We start from the raw sequence: 13,419 nt of genomic DNA on the forward strand, positions 1-13,419 counted from the left end.
GAGGGCCCCGCGACTCCGGTCGCGGGGCCCTCGTGCGTCGTTCAGGACTGCGCGATGGTGAACGCCCAGCCCGCGATCGGTGCTGCGACGAGGGCGACGCCGGTGGCGACCAGCCACACGCGGTGCTCGCGGGCGTACGCACCGCAGGCAGCGAGGACGACGATCGCCACGGGCGTGCCGATCACGGCGATCACCACGAGGGTCAGGAACGTGGACATGTCCCGCGCGAACCACAGCAGGAGGCTCGACAGTGCGACGGCCAGGCCGACGGTCGAGCCGATGACGGCGACGGCCGCCGCCCGCGCGCCCCGACCCGTGCCGTCGTCCACCGTGCGTTCCTGGCCCCCGTCGTTGCCCATGTGCCGAGTGTGACACCTTGTGCGGCCGGCCGGCCGGGCGGTCGCAGGTCTCCGTGGGATCGATCGGCTCCGAACGCTTTGTGGAAGCGTTCGGTTACTGATGATGCTTGTAAGCGATCGGTGACAGCGACCGCGCGCTCCGCGCGCGTCGCGGCTACGCTCCACTCCACCGGGGTCAGGGGTGACCCCGCTCGGTGATCAGGGGCACGCCATGTCGGCACGACGACGCACGACGGTCGGGATCGCGACCGCGTTGACACTGATCGGCGTGCTCGTCGCGCCGGTCACCGCGGCGGTGGCCGCTCCGGACGACGGTGCGCTCACCGTCATGCTGACCGACCCGGAGAAGCGTCCGCTCGCGATGGAGGGCGTGGTCGTCGACCTCCGCACCCCGGACGGCGGCACCGCTGACTCGGCGACGAGCGACCGCCGCGGCCGGATGACGTTCGACGCGGTCCTGGCAGGCACGTGGACGCTGCACGGTGAGCGCGAGGGGTCGTACGGCTTCGACGACGTGGTCCCGGCGGAGCGGACCGGCGTCGTGGTCAGCGCCGGTGGGCGCGAGACCGTCGTACTCGTGATGCGGCGGGGTGCATCGATCGGCGGCACGGCCCACAATCCGTACGGCGCGGACCTGTCCGGTGCCGCGGTCGTCGTCCGTGGCTGGAACACCGGCTCCGTGCGGCGGACCGTCACCTCGACCGACGGCCACTACTGGGTGCACGGCCTGCCGAGCGACGACTACAGCGTGCAGGTCAACGCGCACGACGAGACACTCGACTCGTGGCCGGCGCTCCGCAGCGAGTCGTGGGGCTTCCACCGCGATCCGGGTGCCACGGCGGAGCGTTCCTACGTCCGAGTGGCTCACCAGGCCGGCGGCCGCACCGAGACGGTCGTGGACGGCATCGACGCGAGCTCGACCGAGGGGGTCACGCTCACCGGCATCCTCAACCCGCAGCTCGACACCGACTTCACCGGCGCCGTCGTCCACGTGTACGGCGAGTCCATCGGCAGCACCTTCGACACACACCTGAGCTCCTGGTCGCCCGGCCGGGGCGGCACCTTCGGCGCGGTACTGAGCCCCGGACGCTACAAGGTCGAGGTCGTCGGCTGGTCACCGAGCCAACGTCGGTACGTATCGTACTGGTACGGCGGTGAGGGCAATCGGCCGGTCGCGGACCGCGCGGCGTCGCACACGATCGTCATCCGTGACGAGAGCCGCTCGATCTCGTTCTGGAGCACTCGCTGACGCCCGGCGTCGGCGTCAGTTCACAGCCAGCACGACGTCATCCTCCAGGACGATTCGCCGCGATCCGCTGCGTCCCTACTGTTGGCTCCGGAGCGTGCGGTGGCGCACGCCCGCAGCCTCCGGGGGAGAACCACCGTGAACCGTTCGCCGAGACGTCGTTCCGCCGTCGCACTGCACGTCGCCTGTTCGGCGCTGATCGCCGGGGCGCTCGCCGTCGGCGGTACCGTCGTCGCCCTGCCGGCGAGTGCCGCTCCGGGCAACCCGGGCGCCACCGGCACGACCCCGGCCGGCGCGACCGGGACCGGCGCGACCGCGGGTACGGCTCCCGTGGCGGCGGGCGACGACTGGACGGTCACGCCGACCGACGGCGGGTACACCGTGACGCTCGACCTCGACGAGCCGCTGCCCCTCCGTGCCGCGGCACCGGTGCTCGTGGTCGACGGCGAGGACATCGGTGTCGCCCAGACGAGCCTCGACCAGCGGCAGCTCACGGTCACGACGACCGACCCCGCCGTGGCCGATGCCGACTCCGTCGAGCAGGGATGGACCGGCGAGGCGGAGCGGCAGTCGACCGGCCAGGCGCCCACCGCACCGCAGGCCGCCCCCGGTGCCGCACCCGCGCCGCTCACCGACGACCCCTCGGCTCCCGGGCAGTACGCGGTGGTCCGGGCCGACTACGACCTGGGCAACGAGGCTGTGACCCTCGCCGGCTTCGGTGGCCGCAAGGGCGAGATGCGCGCGGCGGTCTTCCTGCCGAAGGATGCCCCCGGCAAGCGTCCGGTGGCGGTGTTCCTGCACGGCCGCCACGAGGCCTGCTTCGGCGGGACCCCGAACCGCCGAGCCTGGCCGTGCGGCCCGGGGCAGACCGACATCCCGAGCTACCTCGGCTACAACGCCGCCGCGACGGCGCTCGCCAGCCACGGCACGGTCGTCGTCTCGATCTCCGCGAACGCGATCAACGCGCTCGACGGTGCCCTGGCGGACGACGGCGGGACAACGGCCCGCGGACAGCTCGTCCTCGACCACCTCAGCCTGCTGCAACGTGCGGACGCGGGGCAGGAACCCCGGCTGTCGCCACTGCTCACCGGCAAGCTCGATCTGACCGACGTCGGGCTCATGGGCCACTCTCGTGGCGGCGACGGTGTCGTCCGTGCGGCGCTGCTCAACACGCAGCGCACGAGCCCGTTCGGGATCAGGGCCGTCCTGCCGCTCGCACCCACCGACTTCGGGCGGATGACGCTCCCCGACACGAACCTGGCGGTCGTGCTGCCCTACTGCGACGGCGACGTCTCCGACCTGCAGGGTCAGCACTTCTTCGACGACTCCCGCACGGCCTTCGGCGACGACGTCCTGCGCTCGTCGGTCCTGGTGATGGGCGCCGACCACAACTTCTTCAACACCACGTGGACCCCGGGGAAGTACCCGAAGGCGTCGTCCGACGACTGGTGGGACGAGTCGGACGCCGTGTGCGGTTCGAAGGCGAAGAAGACCACGCGGCTGTCGTCCGACGCGCAGTACGCGGTCGGCACCAGCCTGATCAGCGGCTTCTTCCGCCTGACGCTCGGTGGCGAGCAGCAGTTCCTGCCGATGTTCGACGGCAGCAACCGCCAGCCCGCCGCGCTCGGCAAGGCCGACCTCCGGGTCAGCGCGTCCTTCCCCGGCTCGAGCCGTCGTGACCTCGCCGTGTTCGACCACAAGGACCCTGCGATCACCACGACCGGGTCGATCACCTCGGCGACGTGCGCGAGCACGGACTCACTCCCGACGAAGCAGGGGCTGCCGGCCTGCGTGTCGATCTCGTCGAACGTGCCCGACTACACGCCCGCGTGGCTGGCAGCCTCGGTCCCGTCGACGCCGTCCTTGCACCTCACGCCGATCGGCGCGAAGTCCGGTGGGCAGCTCCACATCCCGGTGGCTGCCGCAGCCGCGGACTTCTCCGGCTTCCGAGCCCTGTCGCTCCGCGTCTCGCCCGATGACACCACGGCGACGAACGCCGACCTCTCGGTGAGCATCCGTGATGCGGCCGGTGCGGTTGCCACCCGGAAGCTGTCCGACGTCAGCCGCGCCGGTCAACTGCTCCCGGGCACTCGGAACTCGCCGCGGAAGACCCTGCTGCAGCAGGCGCAGATCCCGCTCGCGTCCTTCACCGGAGTCGACCCGACCACGGTGCGCGAGGTGACCGTCGACGTCCCGAAGCAGAACGGCGGCGTCCTGCTGAGCGACGTGGCGCTGCTCCCCGCCGCGACGCTGGGCACGCCCGCCGTCACGGGCCGGCCCACAGCGCGGATCGCCGACCGGTTCGTCGACGAGGGCAGTCGCCGCGCCTGGGTCTCCGCCGCCGTCGTCCTCTCCCGACCGGCGGAGGCGGCCACCACGGTGTTCTTCGACCTCGACCAGAGCTACGACAGCCGCATCCGACCGACCGTGCAGCCGGTGACCTTCCAGCCGGGCGAGGTCTGCAAGGCCGTCCGGGTCGCCGTGACCGGTGACCGGCAGCCGTCCGAGACCCGCACGTCCGCGTACCCGATGACGCTCAGCAACACCCAGGGCGGGTCGGTGATCGGCGACTCGATCGGGGCGCTGACGATCCGCGAGGACGACGGCGTGCGCACGAGGAACGGTCGTCCCGCGGCGTCGGCCCCCGCGGTCGGGACTCCCGGCGATGCCTGCACCGAGGCCCAGGCGACGACCGCCGCCGCCACCGCCACGCTCGGCAGCGCCAGTCGCCCCGGGACGATCGCCGTCTCCGCGAGTGGGTTCCGCGCCGGTGAGTCGGTCGCGGTGAGCATCGACCGCACCAGCCTCGGACGTAGGACCGCCGACGCGAACGGCAAGCTCCGCTTCAAGACCACGAAGGCCGGTTCGTTCGCTGCGGGGTCGCACGTCGTGCACGCCCTCGGCTACGGCTCCGGTCAGCGCGGGCGGGGGACGTTCACGACCCGGTAGGCCGTCGCCCGTCGCCGGACCCTTACCGGGCTCCCAGCCCGCGGCGGGGTGCGCTCCATGCCCGACCGCGACGGTGGACCCATGTCAGGCACGTCGACCGTCACCCCCGTCCGTTCCACCCTGCTGTCCGCGCGACTGCGATCGGTCGGCCGCAGCCGGACGGACCCGGCGCGGTGGGAGCGACCAGCGTTCCTCGGGCTGCTCGTGGCGACCGGGGTGCTGTACCTCGTCGGTCTCGGCGTGAACGGGTGGGCGAACTCGTTCTACTCGGCCGCGATCCAGGCCGGCAGCCAGAGCTGGGAGGCGTTCTTCTACGGTTCCTCCGACGCCGCGAACGCGATCACGGTCGACAAGCCGCCGGCGTTCCTCTGGGTGATCGGGGTGTCGGTCCGCCTGTTCGGGCTGAACTCGTGGTCGATCCTCGTCCCCCAGGCGCTGATGGGCGTGGCCTCGGTGGCGATCCTGTACCGGATCGTCCGTCGCCGGTTCACGGCGGGCGCCGCGCTGGTCGCCGGAGCCGCCCTCGCCGTGACCCCGGTGGCGACACTGATGTTCCGCTACAACAACCCGGACGCGCTCCTGACGCTCCTGGTGGTCGGGGCGATCGCGCTGACCCTGCGCGGTGTCGAGTCCGGACGGATGCGCTGGGTGGTCTGGGCCGGCGTGCTCGTCGGACTCGGGTTCCTGACGAAGCAGCTGCAGGCGTTCCTCGTGCTGCCGCCGCTGGTCGGGGTGTACCTGTACGCGTCGCCGCGGCCGGTGCTGCGACGCGTCGGCCACCTGCTGGCGGCAGCCGTCGCCGTCGTCGTGTCGGCGGGGTGGTGGGTCGCCATCGTCGAGCTCGTGCCCGCGTCGTCCCGGCCGTACATCGGCGGCTCGCAGACGAACAGCTTCCTCGAGCTCACCTTCGGGTACAACGGGCTCGGCCGGGTCACCGGCGACGAGGACGGCAGCGTGGTGCCGGGCGGGGGTACCACGGGGGCCGGTTCGTGGGGTTCGACCGGCCTGACCCGGCTGTTCGGCTCGGAGTTCGCGACGCAGATCACCTGGCTCCTGCCGACCGCCCTGGTGCTCCTCGTCGTCGCAGTGGTCGCGGTCGGCGTCCGGAAGCGCACCGACCCGAGGCTCGCCACGGTCCTGGTCCTCGGGGCATCGCTGCTGACGACCGGCCTGGTGTTCAGCTTCATGGGTGGGATCTTCCACCCGTACTACACGGTCGCGCTCGCACCGTACATCGCCGGACTGGTGGGCATCGGGGCCGGGGTGCTCTGGCAGCGTCGTCCGGTCCTCGCCTGGCGGATCACGGCCGCCGTCACGGTCGCGGTGACGGGAGCGTGGTCGTTCCGGCTGCTCGACGAGACGGCTTCGTGGCAGCCCTGGATCCGGTGGGTGGTGCTGGCGTCCGCGGCTGTCGGGAGCGTCCTCGTGCTCCTGCCGCCCCGCCGACGGAGCATCGGCGCAGCGACCGTGGCGGCGGTGCTCGTCGCGGCGCTGCTCGGACCCACGGCGTCCTCGGTGCAGACGGCGTCCGTCGCGCACAGCGGCGCGATCCCCTCGGCCGGCCCCGCCGTCGCCCGCGGCACGGGTGGCGGCGGAGCCACCCCCGGTGGCACCGCCCCCGGCGGTGGCACCGCCCCCGGCGGCGGAACCGCACCCGGTAGCACACCGCCCGGCGCGAGCACGGGTGGCGCGACCCGGGCCGCCCCGACCGGAGGCGCCGCGAACCTGCTCGGCGGCTCGACGGAGGTCTCGAGCGAGCTCGTCGCCGTCCTGTCCGCCGATGCCGGTGACGCCACATGGCTCGCCGCGACCGTCGGCTCCAACAGCGCCGCGAGCTACCAGCTGGCGACGGGCGACCCGGTGATGGCGATCGGCGGCTACAACGGCACGGACCCCGCCCCGACGCTCGCACAGTTCCGGTCCGAGGTAGCAGCCGGTGCGATCCACTGGTTCATCGCCGGCTCATCCTCCGGGTCCGGCTCGACCACCAACTCGGACAGCACGACTGCCGACCAGATCACGGCGTGGGTCGCGGCGAACTTCACGTCGACGACCGTGGACGGTGTGACCCTCTACGACCTCACGGCCGCCTCGTGACCGACCCGCTCCGGTCCGGAGCGGGTCGGGAGGCTCGGCGTCCGCCGAAGTGCGGACTGGTGCGGCCCCCGAACGAGGGTCAGGATGCTGCCTAGTTGCACAGCGCAACGGGTCAGGTACTTCCCCCGACAGAGGAGTCGTCATGAAGAAGTCCATCGCAGCCGCGTTCGCCGCCGCGGCCGTCATCACCGCGGGTGTGTTCGCCGCGTCACCCGCCTCGGCACTGCCGGCCAGCACGAAGGTCGTCGGCGGCGAGAAGGCCCCCACCACTTCGTGGGCGGTCCAGCTCGAGGCCTCGGGCGGCTCCATCCCGTCGGGCTACGTCAGCAACTGCACCGGCGAGCAGATCAACGCCTCGTGGATCCTCACCGCCCGTCACTGCATCGACGGCATCGGCGCGATGAACGTCTACCACTCGAACTCCACGACCAACCGGGGCACGGCCGTCGCCGTCGACCGCGTCAGTGCCTCGCCCGCGGGCGACATCGCCCTCGTCCACCTGCGGACCGCCTACTCGCTGTCCACCTACGCGCCCCTCGACCTCACCGCGACCGCCAAGTCGAGCGGGACCGGCACCATCCAGGGTTACGGCCTGCGCGCGAACGCGACCCAGTCCGACGGGCTCTACCAGGCCACCGTCTCGCTCACCGGCGCGAGCACCGATGCCTACAGCGGTCGTGCCCAGCACCTCACGGGCGTGACCGGCGCCTCGAACCACGGCGACTCCGGCGGGCCGCTGCTCGTGAACGGCAAGGTCGTCGCCGTCTGCTCCACCGGTGACAGCGCCGACCCCGGCGCGGACACCAAGGCCGGCTCCAACTACGCCCTGCTGTCGCAGGCCTCGTCCTGGATCAAGACCACGGCCGGCGTCTGAACCAGGTGGCGGACTGGAGGCCCGTGGCGACACCGCCACGGGCCTCCCGTCCGTCATCAGCCGTGTCCAGAGCGGCTGCTCGCCCACCCGCGCTGGGTCAGGAGTTGTCGATCACACGGACGTAGTCGATCTTCATCTGCTGCGGGAACTGCGTCGTGCCGTCCGGGTAGCCCGGCCAGCTGCCGCCGACGGCGAGGTTCAGCACGATGAAGAACGGCTTGTCGAAGACCCACGGGTTGCCACCCGTGTCGGCCGGCGTGACCGTCTTGTACGCGACACCGTCGACCGACCAGGTGATCGATCCGGGCTTCCAGTCGACCGCGAACGTGTGGAACGTGTCCGCGAACGACCACCCCTGTGGGTGCTGGTAGCTCGACGTGATGCCCTGGCCGCCGGAGTACCCGGGCCCGTGGACCGTGCCGTGCACCGTTGCCGGCTCGTACCCGACGTTCTCCATCACGTCGACCTCGCCGGAGTTCGGCCAGCCGACCTGGGGCAGGTCGGAGCCGAGCATCCAGAACGCGGGCCAGATGCCCTGGCCGCGGGGGATCTGGATCCGGGCCTCGACGCGGCCGTACCGGGGCGTGTACTTGCCCTGCGTCGTGAGTCGGGCGCTGGTGTACGAACCGTCGGCCTCGCGCTTCGCCGTGATGACCAGGTTGCCCTGCCCGTCGAGCGCCGAGTTGTCGCGCGAGTCGGTGTAGTCCTCGAGCTCGTTGTTGCCCCAGCCGCCGCCGCCGGTCTCGTTCGTCCACGCCGATCGATCCGGTGCGCTGCCCGCGGCTCCGTCGAAGTCCTGCGACCAGACCACGTCGCCGCTCGCGGCGTTCGCGGGGTCCGCTCCCTGCAGGACGGGGCCCGCACCGAGTGCGAGGGCCGCCGCTCCGGCGACCGTGAGAGCGACCAGTCGCCGCTTCCGAGTGGTGTGCATCATCGATCCTCCCGGGATCAGTTGTACGAGGCGACGCGGTTCGGGGCGGTGTTGCCCGCCGGTGTCGGCACCGCACCACCGACGCCGTTGATGACGCTCGAGATGGTGCCGGTGTCGCCGAGCGAGACCGTGACCAGGCCGTGCGCGCGGACGCCAGCGGTCTGCGGGACCTCGAACGCCCGGTCTGCGTGCACCGCGGGGTTCGCGTTGAAGAAGCAGTAGACGCCGCCGCCCCAGATCTCGTGGCTCGTCACGTTCGCTGCCACCTTGTAGGCGGCGTAGCCGGCGCCGGTCGGGCTCTGCCACGAGGCGTTGTCGGGCACGTCGTAGGGCATCTCGTTCTGGAAGAAGATCGTCTTGCCGTTGTTGCCGTTCCACTGCACTTCGTACTTCTGGTAGTGCTCGACGAACAGCCCGGTGGCGAGGACGTCGTTGCCGTTCACCTCGACGCCGGTCGCCCCGGTGTTCACGGTCCACCCGGTCGCCGCACCGCCGTGGTCCGCGCGCCAGGCCCAGATGTGGTCGACGAGCGTGTCGTCGGCGTTCACCTGCAGCGTGGTCGAGGCCTTGCCCTGCACGCTCGATCCGACGCGGAAGAAGACGTCCTGGATGCTCTGCGGGTCGCCGGCGTGGTCGACGTGCGACCCGGACGCGCCGAGGCGGACCAACTGCGCGCTGTTCTGCGTGCCCGCATCGACCACGAGGTTCGAGACGTTCACCCCCGCGACGTCGGTCGAGGTCAGGACGGCGTTGCCCTTGCTCGGCACGAGCGTCGGGAAGCCGATGCCCGTCACGACGGTGTCCGCGCGGGTGACGTTGATCGCCGCGTCGAGCTGGTAGGTGCCCGGTGTGAAGAACAGGTTCAGCCCCTGGGCCAGCGCGCTGTTGATGGTCGCCGCCGAGTCGCCCGGGTGGGCGACGTAGAAGTTCCGCATCGGGATGTCGGTGCCGCCGGTGTTCGGCCACGTGACACCGCTCGAGTTCTGCCGCAGCGACGGGACGAACACGTGGTACTTGTTCGACGAGTCGACGTACAGGTACGGCTTCTCCCGCGTCGTCGGGGTCGTGGCGAGCGTGGTGTAGCTCTTCGAGAAGTCGTTCGCCGGGGCGCCGTTCACCCCTGAGAACGTCATGTTCCAGTTGCCGCCCTGCCACGAGCCGATCGTGGAGTTCCGGGTGTACCACTGCTGCTGCGACCCGGAGGTCACCGTGCCGTCGACCTTGGTGTCGGCGATGTAGCCGCCCGACGAGTACCCCTGGCCGCCGTCCTGGTTGGACGGCCCCATCGTCAGGTTCCCCTTGATGTGCACCCGACGCATCGGCGCGGCCTGGGACACCGCCCACCGGTCGGTGCCGCCTTCGGGGACGATCGCCACGTTCTCGACCGACCGCCAGAAGTTCTGCGTCGCGTTCTTCTCGTCCCCGGCGTTCCATCCGGAATCGACGTTCACGGCACCGTTGATCGTCACGTCGTCGGGGTTCTTCCCCAGCCCGGCGACCGATGTGTAGAAGCCCAGGTTCGCCCAGACGCGGCCGTAGCTGCCGGGCTTGAACAGGAAGGCGTACCGCTGCGTGCCGAACTGCGCGCTCGTGCTGCGGAGCTGACTGGTGAAGGCGGCGTCGACGTCGGCCTGGATGGTCGACGCGGGCACCGAGGGATCGTAGATCTTGACGTTGCTCCCGAAGTCCGGGGTGTCGCTCGTCGTGACCGCCTGAGCGGAGACCGCGGGGACGAGGGCCCCCACGACACCGGCGCTCAAGGCGATCGCGACGAGCTGCTTCATCCGTCGTTGCATGATGCTCGATTCGTCAACGTGCGGCGTCGTTGCCACACGGAACAGACCGTAGACCCGTCGGAGCGCCCGGACAGTCGGACGAAAAGGGGACCAGTGGCGACCCAGGGTCGCAGCAGACCGACACGGCGCGCGACGCTGAACGCGCGTCCACGCGCGACGACGACAGTGGAACGCATGAGCCAGTACGACAAGCGCGACCCGAACACCCTCTACCCGGCCCCGCCGTACCCGAAGCAGGAGCAGTCCCTGCCGGGTGCCGCGTGGAAGATGGACCCGAAGCCCGACCACGGCGAGGAGAGCTACGTCGGCCGGGAGCGCCTCACCGGCTACCGCGGCATCATCACCGGCGCCGACTCCGGTATCGGTCGCGCCGCCGCCATCGCCCTCTCGCGTGAGGGTGCCGACCTGGTGCTGTCCTACCTGCCGGACGAGCAGGCGGACGCCGAAGAGGTCCGCGACCTGCTCGAGTCCGAGGGGCGTCGCGCCGTGCTGTTCCCGGGGGACATCTCCGACGAGCAGTACTGCACGGACCTGGTGCAGAAGGGCGTCGACGAGTTCGGCGGTCTCGACACCCTGGTCATGGTCGCCGGCCGCATGGACAGCAACGAGGACATCCTGACGCTCGACACGTCGATGTTCGACTCGACGTTCAAGACCAACATCTACTCGCTGTTCTGGCTGACCAAGGCAGCGGTGCCGCACCTCGAGCCGGGCTCCACCATCGTGACGACCGGTTCGATCCAGGCATCGACGCCCTCGGCCGACAAGATCGACTACGCCGTGTCGAAGGGTGCGATCAAGCTCTTCACCGAGGCCGTCGCCCAGCAGCTCGCGCCGAAGGGCATCCGCGTCAACTCGGTCGCTCCCGGACCAGTGTGGACGCCGCTGCAGCCGGGCTCCGACGACGCCGAGACGGTGTCGCACTTCGGCGAGACCTCGCCGTTCGGCCGCCCCGGACAGCCGGCCGAGCTCGGTGCGGCGTACGTGCACCTCGTGAGCCCGGAGTCGAGCTACCAGTCCGGTTCCACGATCACGATCGCCGGCGGAACGCCCGCGTTCTGACCGGCGTCGCGACAGACGAGGAGACCACGTGTCAGGAGTGACGCACACCGTGTTGGTCGAGTGGGACGGAGCGGACCGGTCATCCGAGGCCGACGTCCTGTCCCGCGAGCACCTGCCGCGGATCGACGGTGTCGAGTCCGTGCAGTCGGGGACGAGCGTGAGCACCGAGGGGCTCGAGGGCGGGTTCCAGTGGATGCTCGTGGTCCGGTTCCGCGATCGGGCAGCGCTCGCCGGGTACCTTCCGCACCCGGAGCACCGTCCGGTGGCCGAGTTCATCGGCGGTGCGAGTGCCCGGGTCGTGGTGTTCGACGTCGAGGACGCGGCGTAGCGGGCAGCACCTAGGACCGGATCGGCTCCGCGGCGAGGACGCCGAGGAGGGCGAGCGCGTCGGCGTCGGCGGAACCGGGCGGCGCCGTGTAGAGCACGAGGTGCTGGTCCCGATCCGTCAAGGCGAGACTGTCGCAGTCGACCGTCACCGAACCCACCGCCGGGTGCTGGAAGGTCTTGGTGAGCACCGGTGTCGTCTGCACGTCGTGCTGCTCCCAGAGTCGCGCGAACTCGGCGTTGCCGGCGCGGAGTTCCTCGACGATGTCGGTCACCTGCGGATCGTCGGGGTACTTGGTCCGGCTCGTTCGGAGCTGCATCACGACGTGCCGCCGGAACTCGGCACCATCGGAGATGCCGTAGGGCGGGGGTTCGTCCTGTTCACTCGTCAGCGGGAACGCCCGACGAGCGAGGTTGCGTTCGGTGGGCTCGAGCCGGGCAAAGTCCTCCATGAGCGCTGCCGCGAGGGGGTTCCAGGCGAGCACCTCGAACGTGGCGGAGAGGACGATCGCTGCGGTCTGCGGCAACCGTTCCACGAGGGCGAGGATGCTGGGGCGCACGTCACGCCGGATCCGGCCGACCTGCAGGGGCGCTGTGCCGGACAGGGCGTGCAGGTGCTCGGACTCCGCCGGTGTCAGCCGGAGGGAGCCCGCGATGCCCGCAAGGACCTCGGCCGACGGTCGTGGCGCTCGCCCCTGCTCCAGGCGGACGTAGTACTCCGTGGAGATGTGGGCGAGGACCGCTACTTCCTCACGGCGGAGGCCAGGCGTCCGACGGCGCGACCCGGCCGGCAGTCCGACGTCCTCAGGGCGCAACCGCTCACGTCGTGAGCGGAGGAAGGCGGCGAGCTCCGGCTTGTCCATACCCCGAGTCTCCACCGGTCCTGGCCGGAGATCCTGGTACCGCTCGTACCTGTATCCGGACGCCCACTCGGCGTGACGCTGAGCGCATGACGAACCACATCACATCCACCCCGATCGGCCTCTTGTCCGACAAGGTCATCCTCATCACCGGAGCGAGCCGTGGCATCGGTGCCGCGGCTGCTCGGCTCTTCGCGGCTGAAGGCGCCCGTGTGGTCCTCGCTGCCCGCAGCGCCGACGCACTCGAGGGGATCGTCGCCGACGTCCGTGCGGCCGGGGGCACGGCAGACGCGGTCGCATTCGACCTCGCGGACCGGGACAGCATCCGCGCGGCCGTCGAGCAGGTCGACGAGCTGCACGGCCGACTCGACGGGGCGTTCAACAACGGCGCCGCGATCCAGCAGCCCGGACCGCTCGACACCACCAGCGACGAGGACATCGATACCCAGTTCGCCGTGAACTTCCGCGGTCACTGGGTGGCGATGACCGCCGAGGCCGCGCTGATGCGTCGCTCCGGCGGCGGCGCGATCGTCAACACGTCCAGCATCGGCAGCCGCCGCGCGAACCCGGCGCTGCCGGCGTACGGCGCGATGAAGCGCGCACTGAACAGCATCACCGAGACCGCCGCGGTGACCTGGGCACCCGAGCACATCCGGGTGAACGGGATCACGCCGGGTGGCACCGCGACCGAGATGATCGAAGCATGGGAGGCGGCGACGCCTGGCGTCATCGCCCAGATCAACGCTTCGGTCCCACTCGGGCGGATGGCCGAGCCAGCGGAGGTCGCCGAGGTCGCCGCGTGGTTGCTCAGCGACCGCGCGGCGATGGTGACGGGGGCGATCGTCCCGGTCGACGGGGGCGCCGGCGCCTGACGCCCACCGCGACGCCGGGAGCGCGACGGGCCGGCTACCGGAACGTCGC

The 13,419-nt window shown here is 71.1% G+C and carries 11 protein-coding genes; 7 read left to right on the top strand and 4 right to left on the bottom strand.

Features of this window, described 5'->3' with window-relative positions; translation table 11 throughout:
• Positions 1-41: 41 nt before the first annotated feature.
• The gene (locus DEJ14_RS01270; RefSeq protein ID WP_111085908.1) at positions 42-359 is read right to left on the bottom strand and encodes a hypothetical protein; all 318 of its coding nucleotides are present in this window, start codon (positions 357-359) and stop codon (positions 42-44) included.
• A gap of 211 nt (positions 360-570) precedes the next feature.
• Between DEJ14_RS01270 and DEJ14_RS01275 the strand changes: the two genes are divergently transcribed.
• From DEJ14_RS01275 to DEJ14_RS01290, 4 genes are all read left to right on the top strand, one after another.
• Positions 571-1,608, top strand: coding sequence for a carboxypeptidase-like regulatory domain-containing protein (locus DEJ14_RS01275; RefSeq protein ID WP_111085907.1), 1,038 nt, complete (start codon positions 571-573; stop codon positions 1,606-1,608).
• A 135-nt stretch (positions 1,609-1,743) separates the two neighbouring features.
• A complete protein-coding gene (locus DEJ14_RS01280) occupies positions 1,744-4,554 on the top strand; it encodes an alpha/beta hydrolase (protein WP_111085906.1) in 2,811 nt (936 codons plus the stop codon).
• An 81-nt stretch (positions 4,555-4,635) separates the two neighbouring features.
• A complete protein-coding gene (locus tag DEJ14_RS01285; protein WP_220036439.1) occupies positions 4,636-6,651 on the top strand; it encodes an ArnT family glycosyltransferase in 2,016 nt (671 codons plus the stop codon).
• A 142-nt stretch (positions 6,652-6,793) separates the two neighbouring features.
• Complete coding sequence (locus tag DEJ14_RS01290) at positions 6,794-7,525, top strand: S1 family peptidase (RefSeq protein WP_111085905.1); 732 nt, start codon at positions 6,794-6,796, stop codon at positions 7,523-7,525.
• Positions 7,526-7,622: 97 nt separating this feature from the next.
• Here DEJ14_RS01290 and DEJ14_RS01295 read toward each other — a convergent pair whose 3' ends face one another.
• Both DEJ14_RS01295 and DEJ14_RS01300 read right to left on the bottom strand, forming a co-directional pair.
• Positions 7,623-8,459 (bottom strand): glycoside hydrolase family 16 protein, encoded by an 837-nt coding sequence (locus DEJ14_RS01295; protein WP_228549973.1) that lies wholly within the window; start codon positions 8,457-8,459, stop codon positions 7,623-7,625.
• A 14-nt stretch (positions 8,460-8,473) separates the two neighbouring features.
• On the bottom strand, positions 8,474-10,240 hold the full coding sequence (locus DEJ14_RS01300) for a pectate lyase-like domain-containing protein (RefSeq protein ID WP_111085904.1): 1,767 nt from the start codon (positions 10,238-10,240) through the stop codon (positions 8,474-8,476).
• Positions 10,241-10,426: 186 nt separating this feature from the next.
• Here DEJ14_RS01300 and DEJ14_RS01305 point away from each other — a divergent pair, with 186 nt between their 5' ends.
• Together DEJ14_RS01305 and DEJ14_RS01310 are read left to right on the top strand one after the other, a co-directional pair.
• On the top strand, positions 10,427-11,314 hold the full coding sequence (locus DEJ14_RS01305) for an SDR family oxidoreductase (protein ID WP_111085927.1): 888 nt from the start codon (positions 10,427-10,429) through the stop codon (positions 11,312-11,314).
• A 28-nt stretch (positions 11,315-11,342) separates the two neighbouring features.
• Positions 11,343-11,642: a Dabb family protein gene (locus DEJ14_RS01310; RefSeq protein ID WP_111085903.1), complete on the top strand. Its 300-nt coding sequence runs from the start codon at positions 11,343-11,345 to the stop codon at positions 11,640-11,642.
• Positions 11,643-11,652: 10 nt separating this feature from the next.
• Here the strand turns inward: DEJ14_RS01310 and DEJ14_RS01315 are convergent, their stop codons facing one another.
• Positions 11,653-12,501 carry a helix-turn-helix transcriptional regulator gene (locus DEJ14_RS01315; RefSeq protein WP_111085902.1) on the bottom strand — a complete coding sequence of 283 codons (849 nt, stop codon included), beginning with the start codon at positions 12,499-12,501 and terminating at the stop codon, positions 11,653-11,655.
• An 86-nt stretch (positions 12,502-12,587) separates the two neighbouring features.
• Here DEJ14_RS01315 and DEJ14_RS01320 point away from each other — a divergent pair, with 86 nt between their 5' ends.
• On the top strand, positions 12,588-13,370 hold the full coding sequence (locus DEJ14_RS01320; protein WP_111085901.1) for an SDR family NAD(P)-dependent oxidoreductase: 783 nt from the start codon (positions 12,588-12,590) through the stop codon (positions 13,368-13,370).
• Positions 13,371-13,419: the final 49 nt, after the last annotated feature.

Source organism: Curtobacterium sp. MCJR17_020, assembly GCF_003234365.2.
Taxonomy (GTDB): Bacteria; Actinomycetota; Actinomycetes; order Actinomycetales; family Microbacteriaceae; genus Curtobacterium.